This window comes from Streptomyces sp. NPDC051963, from assembly GCF_044593495.1.
GTDB lineage: Bacteria > Actinomycetota > Actinomycetes > Streptomycetales > Streptomycetaceae > Streptomyces.
Genome location: NZ_JBIUCC010000005.1, coordinates 456,759 through 472,513, shown reverse-complemented (window position 1 = coordinate 472,513; position 15,755 = coordinate 456,759). Strand labels below are relative to the sequence as shown.

General features: G+C 71.3%; 13 protein-coding genes. 7 read left to right on the top strand and 6 right to left on the bottom strand.

Features of this window, described 5'->3' with window-relative positions:
• Together ACIHFB_RS22890 and ACIHFB_RS22885 are read right to left on the bottom strand one after the other, a co-directional pair.
• Positions 1-1,635 carry a serine hydrolase gene (locus ACIHFB_RS22890; RefSeq protein ID WP_400127746.1) on the bottom strand — a complete coding sequence of 545 codons (1,635 nt, stop codon included), beginning with the start codon at positions 1,633-1,635 and terminating at the stop codon, positions 1-3.
• Positions 1,636-1,779: 144 nt separating this feature from the next.
• Complete coding sequence (locus ACIHFB_RS22885; RefSeq protein WP_400127745.1) at positions 1,780-2,433, bottom strand: TetR/AcrR family transcriptional regulator; 654 nt, start codon at positions 2,431-2,433, stop codon at positions 1,780-1,782.
• Between the two features lie 65 nt (positions 2,434-2,498).
• On the opposite strand from ACIHFB_RS22885, the gene ACIHFB_RS22880 reads away from it, so the two are divergent.
• Complete coding sequence (locus ACIHFB_RS22880; RefSeq protein WP_365272456.1) at positions 2,499-3,278, top strand: MBL fold metallo-hydrolase; 780 nt, start codon at positions 2,499-2,501, stop codon at positions 3,276-3,278.
• Between the two features lie 119 nt (positions 3,279-3,397).
• Here the strand turns inward: ACIHFB_RS22880 and ACIHFB_RS22875 are convergent, their stop codons facing one another.
• Complete coding sequence (locus tag ACIHFB_RS22875; RefSeq protein WP_365272454.1) at positions 3,398-4,030, bottom strand: nuclear transport factor 2 family protein; 633 nt, start codon at positions 4,028-4,030, stop codon at positions 3,398-3,400.
• A 239-nt stretch (positions 4,031-4,269) separates the two neighbouring features.
• Between ACIHFB_RS22875 and ACIHFB_RS22870 the strand changes: the two genes are divergently transcribed.
• The gene (locus ACIHFB_RS22870) at positions 4,270-4,902 is read left to right on the top strand and encodes a TetR/AcrR family transcriptional regulator (RefSeq protein ID WP_365272451.1); all 633 of its coding nucleotides are present in this window, start codon (positions 4,270-4,272) and stop codon (positions 4,900-4,902) included.
• Positions 4,903-4,943: 41 nt separating this feature from the next.
• On the opposite strand, the gene ACIHFB_RS22865 is transcribed toward ACIHFB_RS22870, so the two are convergent.
• A complete protein-coding gene (locus ACIHFB_RS22865) occupies positions 4,944-5,429 on the bottom strand; it encodes a hypothetical protein (protein WP_365272448.1) in 486 nt (161 codons plus the stop codon).
• A gap of 145 nt (positions 5,430-5,574) precedes the next feature.
• Positions 5,575-7,152 (bottom strand): helix-turn-helix domain-containing protein, encoded by a 1,578-nt coding sequence (locus ACIHFB_RS22860; RefSeq protein ID WP_400127744.1) that lies wholly within the window; start codon positions 7,150-7,152, stop codon positions 5,575-5,577.
• Positions 7,153-7,477: 325 nt separating this feature from the next.
• Here ACIHFB_RS22860 and ACIHFB_RS22855 point away from each other — a divergent pair, with 325 nt between their 5' ends.
• The 5 genes from ACIHFB_RS22855 (at position 7,478) to ACIHFB_RS22835 (ending at position 14,638) form a co-directional block, all read left to right on the top strand.
• A complete protein-coding gene (locus ACIHFB_RS22855; protein ID WP_400127743.1) occupies positions 7,478-7,873 on the top strand; it encodes a hypothetical protein in 396 nt (131 codons plus the stop codon).
• Between the two features lie 147 nt (positions 7,874-8,020).
• Positions 8,021-10,225 carry a hypothetical protein gene (locus ACIHFB_RS22850; RefSeq protein ID WP_400127742.1) on the top strand — a complete coding sequence of 735 codons (2,205 nt, stop codon included), beginning with the start codon at positions 8,021-8,023 and terminating at the stop codon, positions 10,223-10,225.
• On the top strand, positions 10,222-11,202 hold the full coding sequence (locus ACIHFB_RS22845; protein WP_365272439.1) for a MoxR family ATPase: 981 nt from the start codon (positions 10,222-10,224) through the stop codon (positions 11,200-11,202). The genes ACIHFB_RS22850 and ACIHFB_RS22845 overlap by 4 nt, the downstream gene beginning before the upstream one ends.
• Positions 11,202-12,359, top strand: a complete 1,158-nt coding sequence (locus ACIHFB_RS22840; protein WP_400127741.1) for a DUF58 domain-containing protein — start codon at positions 11,202-11,204, stop codon at positions 12,357-12,359. The genes ACIHFB_RS22845 and ACIHFB_RS22840 overlap by 1 nt, the downstream gene beginning before the upstream one ends.
• Positions 12,356-14,638 (top strand): transglutaminaseTgpA domain-containing protein, encoded by a 2,283-nt coding sequence (locus ACIHFB_RS22835; RefSeq protein ID WP_400127739.1) that lies wholly within the window; start codon positions 12,356-12,358, stop codon positions 14,636-14,638. The genes ACIHFB_RS22840 and ACIHFB_RS22835 overlap by 4 nt, the downstream gene beginning before the upstream one ends.
• A gap of 35 nt (positions 14,639-14,673) precedes the next feature.
• Here ACIHFB_RS22835 and ACIHFB_RS22830 read toward each other — a convergent pair whose 3' ends face one another.
• Positions 14,674-15,705 (bottom strand): winged helix-turn-helix domain-containing protein, encoded by a 1,032-nt coding sequence (locus tag ACIHFB_RS22830; protein WP_365272430.1) that lies wholly within the window; start codon positions 15,703-15,705, stop codon positions 14,674-14,676.
• Between the last annotated feature and the right edge of the window lie 50 nt (positions 15,706-15,755).

Sequence of the window (15,755 nt, the reverse complement as noted above, 5' to 3'; positions counted from 1 at the left end):
CTAGTCGTTCCTCGTGAAGGTGCCGAGGCCGGTTGTGTCGAGGTTCTCGACCCGGACCTTGTCGGCGCGTCCGCCGGGCCCGACGGTGAAGGTCACGCCGGACAGGCCGACGGCCAATTCGCCGGTGGTGCGGTAGCTGAAGGTGTCACCGTCGTAGTGGCGCAAGGCGAACCGTTGCTTCTTGGGCCCAAGTTGCATGGTGAGTTCGTCCCCCTGGGCGCTGACGGTCATCGGGCCGTAGTAGTCATTGGCGTACGTTCCGGTGTAGGTGCTGTTCGCCTTGGCGGGTGCGGGCGAGGCCGGAGGCTTGCTGTAGTCGACCGACGACTCTTCCCCGTGCAGGGATTGCTTGAAGATCGGCCCGAGGAACGTCAGCCAGTCGACGGTCGGCCCGCCCGTCTGCGCGGTGTCGAGGAACGTGGAGGCGATCGCCTCGGGCACGCCGATGGGCTCGCCGTTGGTCAGGACGACGATGCCGAGTTTCTCCGAGGGCAACAACGCGACGTTGGTGGCCGCCCCCAGCGCGAAGCCGCCGGAGTGGCCGAGCTTCAGCCTGCCCTGGTCGTCGTAGCTCACGTTCCAGCCGAGCCCGTAGAACCCGGCCCTGCCCGCGGGCCCGTGCGGCGGCTCGGAGACCATGCGCGGCAGGTGGGTCTGCTCCAGCGCGTCCGCGTCGACGACCTTGCGCCCCTCGAATGTGCCGTTGGCCAGTTGCAGGCGCAGCCACTTCGTCATGTCCTGGGCCGTGGAGCTGGCCCCGCCCGCCGGGCTCTGGGCGTCCGCGTCGCGCACATGCTCGGCACGCCAGGTGTCCCCGGTCTTCACATGCAAGGCGGCCTTGTTGTCCGCCTTCTCGTAGTCGGCGAAGGAAGAGCTGGTGGAGTCCATGCCGAGCGGCCGGTACAGCTTCTCGGCGGACAGCTTCTCCCAGCTGGTCCCCGCTGCTCGCGCGGCGGCGACGCCGGCTTCGGTCAGACCGAAGTTGGTGTACGCGTAGTGGGCACGGAAGGGGGCGGCCGGTTCGTAGCGGAGGTGCTCCAGGATGTACGAGCGGTCGTAGCCGAGGTCCTCCAGGAGGTCTCCCGCGTGGTCGGGCAGTCCGCTGCGATGCGAGAACAGGTCGGCCAGCGTGACATGGCGGGTGACCCACGGGTCCTTCAGCGCGAAGCCGGGGCTGTGTTCGACGACCGGGTCGTCCCAGCCGACGGTCTTCTCGCCCACGGCCGCGGCGACCACGGTGGACGCAAGGGGCTTGGAGACCGAGGCGAGCTGGAAGACGGTGTCCGCTCCGACCTCGTCCTTCGTGCCTGCCGTCCGCACGCCGAACCCCTTCACATACAGCACCTCGTCGTCGTGCACCACGCCCACGGCGACACCGGGCACACCGGTGCGGCGCATGGCATCCCGTACGACGTCGTCCAGCTTGCCCACCGCGCTCTCGACCTCCGCCCGGGTGAGCTGTGGCGGTGGCTGGGCGGGTGGGACGGTGGGCAGCGGCGACGTCGCGACGGCCGCACGCCCGGCGACGGTGGTGTCGGCATCGGACCCGGTACAGCCGACGGCCAGTGCCGCGACCAGGCCCAGTGCCGCGGCGGAGCGAAGGGGGCGGGGGCATGCACTGTCGGGTCGGGGCATGTCTTCCATGGAAATCCCGCCCCCGGCACCTGTCGCGCCTTGGCGGCCGTTCGGGGGGTCCGGCATGACGCCGTCACAGTCAATACGTCGGTTGAGAAACGTGCCCGAACTTGGCTGGAGGTGGTGAGGGGGCGCGGTGAGCGCCTACCGCTTCCCGGGTGAAGGGGGCGGGAGCGTGGCGGTGAGCGTGGCGGCCAGCCATTCCTCGTACGTGTCGGCGGACCAGCCCCGTCCTGCCGTGAACTGGGTGTACAACTGGGGGCCGGCCAGCGCCCAGAGGGCGTCCGCCAGGTGGGCCGGATCCGCCTCCGGGCCCAGCGCGCCGACCTCGTCGAGATGCGCGACGAACGCGGTGACGCCGGTCAGCCGCTCCCGCTCACCGGTCTCCAGGACCTCCCCGACGTCCGGCCCGGCCTGGGTCAACAGGGCGAACAGCGGGGCGATCCGTTCATGGATGCCGCGTGCGTACGCGGCGTAGAGCCGGAGCTTGGCGCCCAACTCTCCGGTCCGCAGGATCTCTTGCAGCTGGGGGCGGTCCGCCATGGGAACCGGTTCGTCGTCCCCGGCCAGCGTGATGTCCCACAGGGCCTTGACCATGCCCGGCTTGCCGCCGAACGACTTGTACACCGTCTCGGCGGAGACGCCCGCCCGCTCGGCCACCGCCCGCACGGTCGTGGCGTGGTAGCCCTCCCGGAAGAGCAGCTCACGGCAGGCCGTCAGCACCGCGGCACGGTTGCGGCGCGCGGCCTCGCGCCGGCCCTCGGAGTTGTAGGACCGACGTGGCGTTCCGGCTGCCATCGGCACACCCCCCAATTCTGTTACAGTCAACTGTATCTAATATTGCCCGATCGCCGGAGGCTTACATGTCCCGTCCCGCGCCCACGCCGGTCGCACCTGGTGTCCACCGCCTCGGCGATCATGACGTCAACTTCTACCTGATCGAGGACCCCGACGGTCTCGTCCTGGTCGACGCCGGAACACCCGCCCATCTGAAGCAGCTGCGCACGCTGCTGGCGGGCCTCGGCCGCTCCGTGACCGACGTCCGTGCCGTACTCCTGACCCATGGCCACGCCGACCACACCGGACTGGCCCACCCCCTCCGAGAAGCCGGCGCCGACCTCTGGATCCACGAGCGGGACGCCGCCATCCTGCGCGACGGCCCGCGGAGCTCGATGCGCCATGCCAAGCCCGAGCGTTCGATGCTCCCGTACCTGCTGCGCAGGCCCTCCGCACTCGCCCTCCCCCTCCGGCTGGCCCGCGCCGGAGCCTTCACCGCTCCTGCCGTGCGAGGTGCGCGGGTCTTCGATGCCGACCAGGTGCTGAAGGGCGTCCCCGGCGCTCCGCAGGCCGTCGCGCTGGCCGGCCACACCCCCGGCAGCACCGCGTACTTCTTCGCCGACCGCGGACTGCTCTTCACCGGCGACGCCCTGGTCACCGCCGACGGCTTCACCGACCGCACCGGACCCACGATCGTGAGCCGCTGCTTCACCCACGACAGCCGGGCCGCACTCACCTCGCTCGACCGCCTCGACGAACTGACGGCGGAACCGTCGGCGGAACTGCTGCTACCCGGTCACGGTGAGCCCTTCGCCGGAGGCATCCGAACCGCCACCCGACAGGCACGGCAGTTCGGCGTCCACTGACCTTCCTTCCTGCCTGACCTGCCAAGGAATCGACGTGAGTTCTTCACCGTCTGCCGGGTTCCCCCGGGCGGCGGACCGGTGGCGCATGTGCACAAGAGCGCCGACGGCACACGACCGGCTCAGGGCTTGTTGACCGCTGAGGACCAGTCGAGGTTCACGCCCATGTCGGCGTACATCTTCGTGTAGCCGACGTAGCAGTTGAACTGCTTGACCTTGCCGTTGTGCAGGGACCAGAAGTCGGCGGTCGGTACGTCGACCTTCGCGCCGGTCGGCTTGACGGTGCCCGCCGGGGACTGGAGCGGTCCCTCGAAGGTGCCCTGGATCGACAGCTCGATGCTGACCACGTCGCCGTTCACGGTGATGCGCTTGAGGTCACGGTGAACATCGGGGAAGAGGTTGGCCATGTAGGGCAGAACGTCACCGAGTTTCTTGCCCTGGTAGCTCTGGCCGGCGACCACGTCGTTGAAGACGCCGTCCTTGGCGAAGCTGTTGACGAAGGCGGGGACGTCCAGATTCTTGCCCTCCGCCACGTGGTACGCGTTCAGCACGACGGCGAGATTGGCTATCTCGTGCCGGGTCAGGTGGCGGTCGGTGAGCGGCAGCGCCGCCAGTTCGCGAGGGCTCAGGGCCGCGTGGGCCTCCGAGCCGGCAGCGGGGTTCGCGGCCTGTGTCGGTGCGGCGGCGATGGCCAGACCGGCCAGGCTCGCCACTGTGGCCGTGGCGATGATCGTCTTCCATCCGAGCGACTTCATGTCGTGCTCCTCCATGCTGGTTCTCGGGGTCCTGTTCCCGAGGTCCGGGATTCGTCGAGACGGGTTCGCACCCGGCTCGGCACTTTTCAAATCAAACGCTCGATTGACTGTATGGATGACGCGAGAGACATGTCAAGCGAATGTTTGATTTATATGTTGGGAGGGGGCGCGACCCTGAGGGGACGGGCGTCCGCTTGGCCGCTTGACAACAAAATCAAGCAGCTGTTTGAGTTCTGTCCATGGCGACAGAACGGGCAGATCAGCGCCGCGAGGCCGGGCAGCGGACGCGGGACGGCCTGCTGGCCGCCACGCAGGAGTTGCTCGCGCGAAGCGGTCAGGAGGGCGTGACCCTCCGCGAGATCACGGACCGCGCGGGAGCCAACGTCTCCGCGGTGAGCTACCACTTCGGGTCGCTGAAGGCGCTGTGCGATTCGGCGATCGAGAACGCGCTGGAGCGGTACCTGGACGCACAGATCGACGAGGTCGCTTCGCTCGACACCTCATCCAGCGTCGAAGATCTGGCCGCGGCGTTCGCCGGGCCGATGATGCGTGCGCTGGTGGCCGGTGGACGGGATCTGGCGATCATGCGGACGGTGGCTCGCGTCGGGATCGACCCCCCTGAGGGCTGGGGGCGACTGACGACGAAGTTCCAGCAGTCCCGGGGGGACATCGTCCGGCAGCTCTCGGCGCAGGTTCCCGGAGTCGACGAGCGGGAGTTGAACTTCCGCATCCGGTGCGCGGCCGGCCTGCTGAACTGGCTCATGTTGGCGCCCATAGGCACCGACCTGGCCGCCGAGCCCCCTGAGCAGATCGAGCGGTGGCTGGTCCCCGTGTTGGCCGGGGCGTTGTGCGGTTCCCCGAACGCCGGCTGAACCGGGCTGATACCGCATCTCCCCGGGCGACGACGACCGGCTCAGGGTGGGGAGGAGTCGCCGCGGCCCAGGCCCATCTTGTGGGGGCGTCCCTCCAGCAGGATCAGGGCGAGCGTGATGAGCGGGTCGAGTCCGGCGTCGCTCTGCGTGTCGAAGACGCGGGCGCCGCCGTCGCGTCCGAGCCGCTCGCGGACCCGCAGAACGGCGGACTCACCTGCGGTGACCGTGAAGCGCAGCTTCGGCCAGAGCCATTGGCGGTGGATGTCGTACTCCTGGGACCACAGTCGTACGGTGTTCCTGTGACGCCCGCCGACCTGCTGTCCGTCCGCGAACAACAGGGGCAGGCCGCCGTTGAAGTCGACCAGCAGTCGGGGTTCGTCGATCCCCCACCGATCCGTGCCGCGCCGTATGGCCTGGCGGTGGTGGCCGGCCTGCGTCGAGACCACCGGCGCTGATTCGCCGGTTATGCGGAGCGTGGTGACCAGCATGCGCATCTCGGCTTCGCCCGCGCGCAGTTCATCCGTCATGAGAGTCGTGCTTCCGCCGGTGGGTGGTGTGGACTGTGCTTCGGTCGGCGGCCCGGGCCGCGTTCTGCGTACTGAGGACTGAGGACTGAGGACTGAGGACTGGGGACTGGGGACTGGGGGCTGGGCCACCGTGGGACAGGCCCGCTCACTGCCACCTGCTGTCGCCGCTGACGGGGGACAGGGAGGGTCGTGTCTGGATCTTCGCCACCGAGAACCCGTACTTGTTGAAGACGGTCCAGTTCGTGATCCAGCGGTAGCCGTACCACGCGTCCCAGATGTAGGCCCGCAAGCTCCCGCTCCTCTTGGCCAGGAACGCATCGGCCAGCTCGCGCGCTTCGTCCCACGCACAGTCCGCGAAGATGCCGCCGCTGACGGTGGCGACACCTTGGAAGTCGTCCCAGAGGTTGAGGTAGACGGTCTCGTCGGGGATGTAGTACAGACGGCTGCCGGGGCCGACCAGGTACACCCGGTCGTTGGTTGACGTCCTGAACCGCTGCCCCGGCGCTGGGCAGTTGGCGGCTGCGGACGTGTCGGACGCGGGGGTGTCCGGTGGCGGTGTCGCCGGCCGGCCTTCGACCGCCTTCACCAGGGTCGGCCCGACGGTCGCAGGCGATGCCGCCCGGTCGCAGTGCGGCCAGTCCTCGAAGTTCTGCGCGCGGCTCCACAAGCGGTGGGCGGCCTGGATGTTCCACTCCGGGTCCATGGCATCGCGAGGTGTGCCGCCGAGCTTCCGTAGCGTGGCATCGGAGATCTGGAAAACGCCCCAGTTCCGAGTGCCATCGGTGTTCGGCAGGACATGCAGCGGATCGAGGAACGACTGGCAGTCCGCGATGGCGACCGCACGGTCGGGCGCTTCGCGGAACACCTCGCGGATCCGCCGGCGCACCTTCTCGGGCGACCAGGTGTCCATGCGGGTCTTCGATGCGTAGAGCGCCTTTTTGGTCTCGTCGCCCACCACCCCGGTGGCGTCGACCCGGGACAGCACCTGGAAGGCCGTCACCCGACGCAGGGTCTCCGGGCCGAATTCGCCGTCGACGGCCAGCTCGGCCCCGGCCCTGGCCAGGAGCCGCTGCACCTCCCGTACGCAGGCGCCACGCTGACCCATGGTGACCGGCCCGGTGCACGCCGCCGAGAACAGCGGGCGGTCCTCGTCGTCGGCCGATCCGCTTCCGGACCCGGCCGTGAGGCCCCATGCCGTCGCCCCCAACGCCAGGGACAGCACGATCACGACGAGAGCCGATGATCTCCTGCGATGCCATGGCGGACGCGAGGCGGCGGGTACGGCGGCTGGGTCAGGGGCAGGGGCAGGGGCAGAGTGCGGGTACAGGGCTGGGTCCGAGGTCGGGGCCGGGTCCACGGCCGTTCCATGGGGCCCGTCCTGGTCGCCTTCTTGATCGGCACCCCGGTCTGCACCACGACCGTCGCCCTGGCCATCCGGCCTCCCATCCGCATCCCTCCCCCGCCCCGGATCCCGCGCCGCGTCCGCCAGGGCCCAGAGCCGGTGTAATCGGCGCAGTTCCGCCGGTGACGCCCCGCAGGCCGTGGCGAAGCGGTGCGCCGACCCGTAGTCCTGCGGGACGTACGAGCCGGAGCAGTACCGGTGCAGGCTGGAGCCGCTGATTCCGGTCTTGCCGGCCAGCGCACCGTAACTGAGGCCCGCCCGTTCCTTGAGCGCCCGCAGACAGGCCGCGAACTCGTCGAACTCCACGGGCTGCGATGCCATTTGTCCCGCCCCCCTTGGCCCTTACCTGGGCCCCACTAGGCCCCACTGACATGCCGCGCCACTGCCCCCGTCCCACCGGCGTCCCAGCAGGCCCCCCGGAGTGCATGGTCACCACGTGTGTCGGCGTCCCAGCATCCCACCGGACGGCGATTCGTTGCCAGGCGCCGGAGCGTCCTGCCAGCGTCGGCACGGCTCGGGCACGGCACCGGCTCTCCGGCCCGCCGGACCACGGGGGCATCGGCCGATCACGAGGGTCGCACCACACCCGGGCCGCTGCGCACACATCCGTGGGCGCAGCCGCAAGAAGTCGACCACAAGGGGAAACATGCACATCCGTTCACGTACTGCCGGAATCCTGGCGACCGTCGTGCTGACGGCGGGCGGCCTGACCGCCGCCACCGCCGCAACGGCAAGCGCGGCACCCGCCGTGGCCCAGTCCTGTTACGGCAGCGCCAAGAACTACTCCACGGACTCCCTGCTCAGTTGGCCCGCGTACCCGGCCTGGGCCTACACCACGTCCAACTGCGCCGACATCAACGTGAAGCCGAACAGCGGCACTTACGTGCAGACCTGCTTCGACCCCACGAGCGGCGACATCTACTGCAACGCGAAGCGCTGGATAGCCGCCGGCACGTGGGGACTGGCGGCCACCGACGTCAACAACGGCACCAAGTTCTACCTGCAGTTCGACCGGGCGAACAGCGGGATCACCGCGTACTGAGGTCGAACCGCGGGAGGTGCGGGCAGCCGGGGTCCGTTCGGGGGAACTCCGGCTGCTCGTCCGCGTTTTGATCCGTCCCTGACAGTCGCGCGTCTGTCAACTACCCTGACGCCAGGACGAGTTGCGCGTCTCACCAGGGAGCACGAGATGTCGGGGGAATCCGCGAGGCCGGGGGTCCGACAACGTTGTGCGACGCTGGTCACGGCTGCCCGGGCAGGGCTGCGGCCGACCGGCAACCGCGTCACCGGCTACCTGGCGATCGGCGCGGTCGGCGCGCTCATCGGCACCTCGCTCGCCGTCGGAGCCGGCGCGTCCGGCACCCGGCCCAGGCTCGCCGACATCGGCGCCTGGCTGGCGAGCAGCGAGAAGGGCGAGGTCGCCCACGCCCACGGCCTGACCGGCGCGGTGGACGGCAAGGCCGCCCTGCCGGCCGGGATGGCGGGCCACCCGGTCTCGGTCGCGCAGGACGGCGACACGACTCTGGTGCTGGACGAGCGGACCGGCCGGGTCGTACGGATCGACGCCTCCCAGCTGACCGCCGAACAGTCCGCGGACTACGGTGCGGCCGGGCTGCAACTGGTCGCCGGCGGCGCGTACGCGTATGTCCTCGACCCCGCGAGAGGCACCGTCCAGTCGATCGACCCGGCGATGACGACGGCCGAGGGCCCGCCCGTGGAACTGGGCGGGAAGCCGGGAGCCGCCGTGGTGGACGGGGACGGCACGCTGTGGGTGCCGCTGCCGGCCAAGGGCACGGTGCTGCCGTTCGTCCAGGGCCGGATGAGTACGGCGGTCAAGGTGGCCGAAGCGGGCCACGATCTGGCGCTGACCTTGGCCGACGGCCGGCCCGTGGTGACCGACAGGACCGCCGCCGCGATGAAGGTGCTGACGGTCACGGGCGTACGGAACACCTTCGAACTCGGCGACGCGTTCGCCGGGGGCGACCCGGGCGAGGTCCTGGTCCCGGCCGGCACCGACGGCTCCGAGGTGCCGGTGCTGGCCGCCGGCAGCGGGGATCTGATGGTGGTGGACGTCCGCAGCAGGCACACCCTGCGGGCCCGCGTGCCCGTGGGCCAGAAACCGGGAGCACCCCAGCTGCTCGGCAAGCGGGTCTACGTACCGGACGAGTCCACCGGCCGACTGCTGGTCTACGACACCTCCCTGTCCTCGCTCGCCGAACCGGTGCCGGTCACCGACGGGGCAGGTGAGCTCGAACTCTTCGTCCGCGACGGCCTGTTGTGGGTGAACGACCAGGACGGTGCCGCCGCCGCGGTGATCGACGCCGAGGGCGAGGTCAGGCACATCGGCAAGTACGCGACGGATGTGCCGTCCGCGCGGAAGCCCGGGGACACTCCCGTCGAGGACAGCGTCCCCACCGCATGGGCACCACCCCAGGCGGCCGCCCCGGCCCCGAACGACCCCTCCGGGCAGGCACCGGAGACGCCCGTCAACGGGCCGGCGCAGACGGCCCCCTCAGACCCTTCGGCCCCCTCGGACCCGCCGGACCCGCCGGAACCGACCGACCCGCCGACCCAGGAGCCCGGTGCCCCAGGAGCACCGCAGGCAGAGTCACGGTCGGGCGGTATCCGGCTCACCTTCGCCGAGGCGTTGGGCGCGACCCCGGAGCGCTATGTGCTCAAGGGACTGGCCCCGGACCAGACGGTCACCCCGGACGAGATCGGCCCCGACGGCCCGTTCACGTTCGACGTCTCGGGCGGCTCGTGCGAGGAGCAGTACAGCTTCACCGTGGTCGCGGAGTACGGCGGTGGCAGACCGGGCAAGGAGTCCGCGCCCTCGGCACGCGCCCGCCCGTGTATCGCGCCGGGGGCACCGCAGGAGTTCACCGTGACTCCCGCCCAGGGAGGTCACGGCGGCACGGTGACCTGGCAGCCGCCGCAAGATGCCGGCGGCCCGGTGGCGTACACCGTCAGCGGACCCGACGGGACCGTGGAGACCAGGGACACCGGTCGCACGTACGCGAACCTGAAGAACGGCTACACCCATGTGGTGTCGGTGACGGCACGCAACCCCGCGGGGTCGGGCGGCGCGGCGATCGGGACGCTCGACCTGATCCCACGCCCTCAGACGATGACCATCGTGAACAATCAGAGCAACAACAATTCCGTCGGGATCCGCACGAAGCCCAGCATCCAGGAAGGCGAACGGGCAGGCAGCATCCCAGGCATGACGAGCCCCGAAGTCACCGTCACCTGCTACACAAAGGGCCAGGAACTCACGCAGGCCGGTGAGACGACCGACATCTGGGCTCGCATCACCTACCTGGGCATGAGCGGATACACGTTCGACGTCTACGTCCACGCCCGCTTCAACCCCGACGTCTGGGAATGCGAATGACCCCTCCCCCCACTCCACCCCCCACCGACAGCACCGCCCGCTTAGCCGACCGCTTCCACGCCCTCGCCGACAACGTCGAGCGTGTCGTCAAGGGCAAGCGCGACACCATCGAACTCGCCCTGACCTGCCTGTTCGCCGAAGGTCATCTCCTCATCGAGGACGTGCCCGGCACCGGCAAGACCACCCTTGCCCGCTGCCTCGCCGCCTCCATCGAGGCCGACTTCGCGCGCGTGCAGTTCACCCCGGACCTGCTGCCGTCCGACATCACCGGCGTCACCGTCTACCGGCAGAACACCGGCGAGTTCGAGTTCCTGCCCGGTCCGGTCTTCGCCAACATCGTGCTCGGCGACGAGATCAACCGAGCCTCCCCCAAGACCCAGTCCGCGCTGCTTGAGGTGATGGAGGAGCGCCGCGTAACCGCCGACGGGACCACCCACCCGGTGCCCCGCCCGTTCCTGGTGCTCGCCACCCAGAACTCGGTGGACATGGGCGGCACTTACCCGCTGCCCGAGGCGCAGCTCGACCGCTTCCTGATGCGGATCACCGTCGGCTACCCCGATCACGCCTCCGAGATCGCGGTCCTCACCAAGGGCGCCGACATCGCCCCCGAGTCGCTGACCCCCGTCGCCACCGCCCGGGAGATCGCGGAACTCGTCGAGGCCGCCGCCGAGGTGCAGGTGGCCGACGCCCTCTACGACTACCTGGTGCGGGTGGTGGCGGCGACCCGGTCCCTTCCCGACGTACGTCTCGGTGCCTCGCCGCGCGGCTCGGTCGCCCTGCTGCGCGCGGTCCGGGTGCGTGCGGCCTCGCAGTCCAGGCCGTACGTGTTCCCCGAGGACGTCAAGGCACTGGCCGGGCCCGTCCTCGCGCACCGGCTGATCCTCACCCCGGAGGCCGAGCTGAGCGGCCGCACCGGCACGGACGTGATCGACGAAGTACTGGCCACCGTTCCCCTGGACAGCGGGGCACGCGTCTGATGCTGTCGGCCACTGGGTGGGGCACGCTGGCCGGGAGCGCCGTACTGACCGCCGCCGGTTACGCGTTCGGGTACGGCGAGGCCGCGGTGCTCGGTACGACCGGTCTGCTCACCGTCACCGTCGCCGTCCTGTGGGCTCTGCCCGCCCCCGTACTGGGCGCCGAGCGACGGATCACGCCGAGCAGGGTGGCCCACGGCGATCCCGCCGAGGGAGTCGTCACCCTCACCAACACCGGGGGCCGCACCCGGCGGAGCCTGCGCGCCGTCGACCGGTGCGGCGACGGGGACATCACCGTCGACGTGCCGCCGCTGCGCCCGGGCACGTCCCACGAACTGCGGTACGCGCTGCCCACCGCCCGCCGCGGCCGCGTCCCGGTCGGGCCGCTGCGGCTGGAACGCACCGACCCGCTCGGGCTCGCCCGCCGCATGCGCCCGTACGGCGGCTCGGACACGCTGCTCGTACGGCCCCGGATCTGCCCGCTGCCCGTACTGCCGTCCGGGCGGGCGCACCATGTGGAGGGGCCGGCCTCCGACACCGCCGAGGACGGCTCGCTGACCTTCCACGCGCTGCGCGAGTACGTACTCGGCGACGACCTGCGACGGGTGCACTGGCGGTCGACGGCCCGCACCGGCACGCTGATGGTCCGTCAGATGGTCGACGTGTCGCTCCCGCACACCACGCTCGTGCTCGACACCCGCCGGCGTGCCTACGCCTCCGAGGACGACTTCGAGCTGGCCGTGGACTGTGCGGCCTCCGTCGCATACGCGGCCGCCCGCTCCCACTTCCCCGTGCACCTGGTCGGCGAGGCCGGACCGCTTCTGCACACCGACGGCTCGGGCAGCGACGGCGAGGCGCTCCTGGACACGCTGGCCGTCGTCCGCCGCTCGGAACTGACGTCCGTGGCCGCCGCCTTCGACGGGCTGGAAAGCCATCGTGGGGGCGGGACGCTGGTCGTCGTCACCGGCACCGGCGACACCCGGGGGCTCAAAGCCGTCGACCGGGTACGGCGCCGCTTCGACCGCGTGACCATGCTGCGCGTCGGCGCCGAAGCCGCGGCCACGCGTGAGGTGTCCGGCCCCGGTTCCGGCGTACCGCAGTTGCCCGTCGCGTCGCTGGACGAGTTGATGTCCGTATGGCGCCGGAAGGCCGTGCGATGAGCACCACGGCCGCAGTGGCCTCTCCGCCCGAACAGGGCGCCGTACCCCCGGAGCCGGACCGGGCCCGACGGCTGTGGTCGCTGCTGCCCGTGGCGGCCATGTCCGGCGCGGCGGGGTACGGATTCGCGCGGGTCTTCCCACCGTCCGAGCTGCTTCCGGTGCTGGCGGTGGCCGTGTTCGCGCCCGTCGTCCTGTCCGCGGTGCTGTCGGGCCTGCTCGGCCGCCGCCCCGCCCGCGAGAACGTCAGGAATCGCGAGGGCCGCGCCACCCTGCCGCTCTGGCCGTCCGTGCTGCTGACCGCCGTCGCCTGGGCCGTCGTCGTCAGCGCGACGCTGTTCCACGAGGTCAGCGACGGCCTGCCCGGCGGGCCCGCGCTGCGGGCCGCGTGGTCCGCGCTGCTCGACGCCCCGTACGCGCTGCTCTCCACCATCCTGCCCGCGCCCGGCGAGCCCGAGCTGCTGGTGCTGCCGCACGCCGTCGTGTGGACGGCCGCCGCCGTCTCCGCGGAACTCGCCCTGCGCACCCGCGCCCCGCTGCTCCCGGCCCTCCCCCCGGTCCTCGCCTTCGGCTTCCCGCTGGTGCTCGGCGCGGACGGCCCGGGGTCGTCGTACCCGGCCGCGGGTGTGCTGGCCGGGGCAACTGCCCTGCTGTTGCTGGTGCGTTCACGGGCCCGGCTCCCCTTGCGCGCCATCGCGCTCGGGCTGCCGGTCGTGGCCGCGCCCGCCCTCGTCGCGGTGTTGCTGGGTCCGCACCTTCCCGGTCTCGGCGCCCCCCACGACTTCCGGGAGACGGTCACGGCGACGACCGTACGGCCGCAGTTCACCAGCCCGTTGGACCAGGTCGCGGCCTGGATGCGTAACGGCGACGAGGAGGTCTTCACCGTACGGACCTCGGGCGCGGCCCCGGGGAACTACCGGCTGGCGGTCCTCGACCGGTACGACGGGACGACCTGGACCAGCAGCGCCGGGCTGACCCGTACCGGTGGCCGGGTTCCGGCGGAGCAGGGCGCCGACCCGGACCGTACCAAGACGCTCGAACAGCGCTTCACCGTGCAGTCGTTGCCCGGCATCTGGCTCCCGGCCGCCGACCGGCCCTCGTCCGTGAGCACGCCCGAGGGCACCTCCCTGTCCGTCGCCGCGGACAGCGGAGTGCTCTCCACGGGAAAGACGGTCCCGCCCGGCTTCACCTACACCGCGACCTCGCACCTCCCCCGGTACGACGCCGAGCGGCTGCGGTACGCGGCCGCCGACGACGACCCGGCACGGGTGGACCTTCCCGGCGTCGACGCGGCCGGGCAGCCGGTCCCCTCCGTACAGTCCTTCACCAAGATCGCCGAACGGGTGACCGGGGGCAGCACCCGCCCCTACCAGCAGGCCGTACGACTGGCCGACTGGCTGCGCACGACGTACCGGTTCGACCCCGGGGCGCTGCCCGGCCACACCTACCGGAGTCTGGAGTTCTTCCTGGCGGACGGCGGGCGCGGCACGTCCGAGCAGTTCGCCGCCGCGTTCGCGGTTCTGGCGCGCACCCTGGGTCTTCCGACCCGGGTGGCCGTGGGGTTCCGCCCCGGCACGCGGACCGGCGCCGGCACCTGGCAGGTGCGGGGGCGCGACGTGCTGGCCTGGCCGGAGGTGGAGTTCGCCGGTGTCGGCTGGGTGCCGTTCCACCCGACGCCCGGCGAGGCCGCTCAGGGCGGCTCCGCCGCCGTATCGGCGCAGGAGCCCGAGGAACGTCAGAACGCGGACCGGGAGACCACCGAAACGGCGCGGCCGTCGACGTCGCCGCGCACGCCGGACAAAGCGGCCCCCGCCGCCGGGGGTGCGTCCGGCTCCGGTCCGCCCGGCTGGCTCGCTGCTCCGCTCGCACTGCTCCTGCTCGCCACGGCCTATGTGCTGTACGCGCTGTGGCTGCCGTACAGCAGGCGCAGCAGACGGCGAGGCGACCCGGACGCGCGACGCAGGGTCCTCGGCGCCTGGCAGCAGATCGTCGAACGCCTCACGGAGATCGGCCTTCCCGCCACGGGAGCGCACACGGCACAGGAGGTCGCCGACTTCGGCGCGGAGCGCGTGGGCGGCTCCGCGGGCCGGCGCCTGCCGGCACTGGCCACGCTGGTCAACGAGGTCGAGTACGCGGGCCGCAGACCTGACGCCGCGGCCGCCGACGCCGCGTGGGCGGGCTGCGACGCGGTCGAGAAGACCGTCCGGCAACGCGTTCCGCGCCGCACCCGACTGCTCCGGCTCCTGCGCGCCGCTGTCCCGGGGCGTGGGCGGAGGGCGTGACAGATCCCGCATCCACCGCATCCACCCGGCCGTTGCTAGACGAGAACAGGGCCTCCTGCCTGGACCCGGGCCGGTGGGTCCGGCTCCCCGCTCGGCCGGCGCCCTTCGAGGAGCGCCTGGCCGAGAGGGGACAGGGTGTGCCATACGGTGTTCGTCACCCGCTGGCTGATGATCAGGTTCGCGTCCCGCATGGTCGCCGCGTGCTCGCTCACCGAAGCGGCCGATATGCCCAGCCGTCGGGCGAGTTCCCCTCCGGTGGTGCCGTTGGAGGTGGCGATCTCTTCCAGGACCGCCGCACGGGTGCGTCCTAAAAGGCGTACCAGAGCGGTCAGTTGAGGTGTCGCCGGGTCCTCCGTGAGTAACTGGAGGCTGCGGTTGGCGGGGTAGACCAGTACTGGGTTCAGGTCGGCGTCGCGGAGCGTGATGGGGCGGCCCCAGCAGAAGTACGAGGGGATCAGGGTGAGGCCCCGGCCGTTCAGGGCCAGGTCCTGGTGTACCGGGTAGTCCACTCTGAGCACGGGTGGCTCCCAGCGGGCCAGCGGGTGGATGTTGCCCAGCAGCCGTTCGACGCCGCCGTCGAGGAGATCGCGCGCCCGCAGGGCCCGTTCGCCCTCGATCACCGCGCGGATGCGGGGCCACGGGCGGGCGAGCACCCGCTGGTGGTAGCGGCGTACGGCGCCGCCGAGCCGGCGCATCGCCTCCGGTTCCCCCTGGGCCAGTCGACGCATCCATGGAGCCGTGTGGCGCCGGGCGGGCAGCAGGGCGAGTTCGCTGCGCAGCCGGGTACGACCGACGCTCATGACGGCGTCGACCGCGGTCTCCAGGGTGGTGCCCGCGCCCGGCGTCAGGAAGTCGGGCGAGTAGCCGCGCGGTGGCGTGAGGCCTCGCAGCAAGGAGATGGACGGGTCGAGCGGGTTGAGGGCCGTGGCCCGCCAGGGTCCGAACACGACGTGGTCCGGTGAACCGCCGAGCGCGTGCAGGCTCAGGAGCATCTCCCAGGCCGGGTCCGGCGCCGAGGCGAGGCGGACCCGGCCCAGATCTTCAGAAGAAAAATGAATGTTCAGCACAGGCAGATCCCCCCCGAGGTGACTGGCTGCGCAGTAAGAGTGCGACGCCG

Excerpts from the sequence above, each read along its gene's own strand:
- ACIHFB_RS22890 (WP_400127746.1), bottom strand. The coding sequence starts at position 1,635 with ATGCCCCGACCCGACAGTGCATGCCCCCGCCCCCTTCGCTCCGCCGCG.
- ACIHFB_RS22885 (WP_400127745.1), bottom strand. The coding sequence starts at position 2,433 with ATGGCAGCCGGAACGCCACGTCGGTCCTACAACTCCGAGGGCCGGCGC.
- ACIHFB_RS22880 (WP_365272456.1), top strand. The coding sequence starts at position 2,499 with ATGTCCCGTCCCGCGCCCACGCCGGTCGCACCTGGTGTCCACCGCCTC.
- ACIHFB_RS22875 (WP_365272454.1), bottom strand. The coding sequence starts at position 4,030 with ATGAAGTCGCTCGGATGGAAGACGATCATCGCCACGGCCACAGTGGCG.
- ACIHFB_RS22870 (WP_365272451.1), top strand. The coding sequence starts at position 4,270 with ATGGCGACAGAACGGGCAGATCAGCGCCGCGAGGCCGGGCAGCGGACG.
- ACIHFB_RS22865 (WP_365272448.1), bottom strand. The coding sequence starts at position 5,429 with ATGACGGATGAACTGCGCGCGGGCGAAGCCGAGATGCGCATGCTGGTC.
- ACIHFB_RS22860 (WP_400127744.1), bottom strand. The coding sequence starts at position 7,152 with ATGGCATCGCAGCCCGTGGAGTTCGACGAGTTCGCGGCCTGTCTGCGG.
- ACIHFB_RS22855 (WP_400127743.1), top strand. The coding sequence starts at position 7,478 with ATGCACATCCGTTCACGTACTGCCGGAATCCTGGCGACCGTCGTGCTG.
- ACIHFB_RS22850 (WP_400127742.1), top strand. The coding sequence starts at position 8,021 with ATGTCGGGGGAATCCGCGAGGCCGGGGGTCCGACAACGTTGTGCGACG.
- ACIHFB_RS22845 (WP_365272439.1), top strand. The coding sequence starts at position 10,222 with ATGACCCCTCCCCCCACTCCACCCCCCACCGACAGCACCGCCCGCTTA.
- ACIHFB_RS22840 (WP_400127741.1), top strand. The coding sequence starts at position 11,202 with ATGCTGTCGGCCACTGGGTGGGGCACGCTGGCCGGGAGCGCCGTACTG.
- ACIHFB_RS22835 (WP_400127739.1), top strand. The coding sequence starts at position 12,356 with ATGAGCACCACGGCCGCAGTGGCCTCTCCGCCCGAACAGGGCGCCGTA.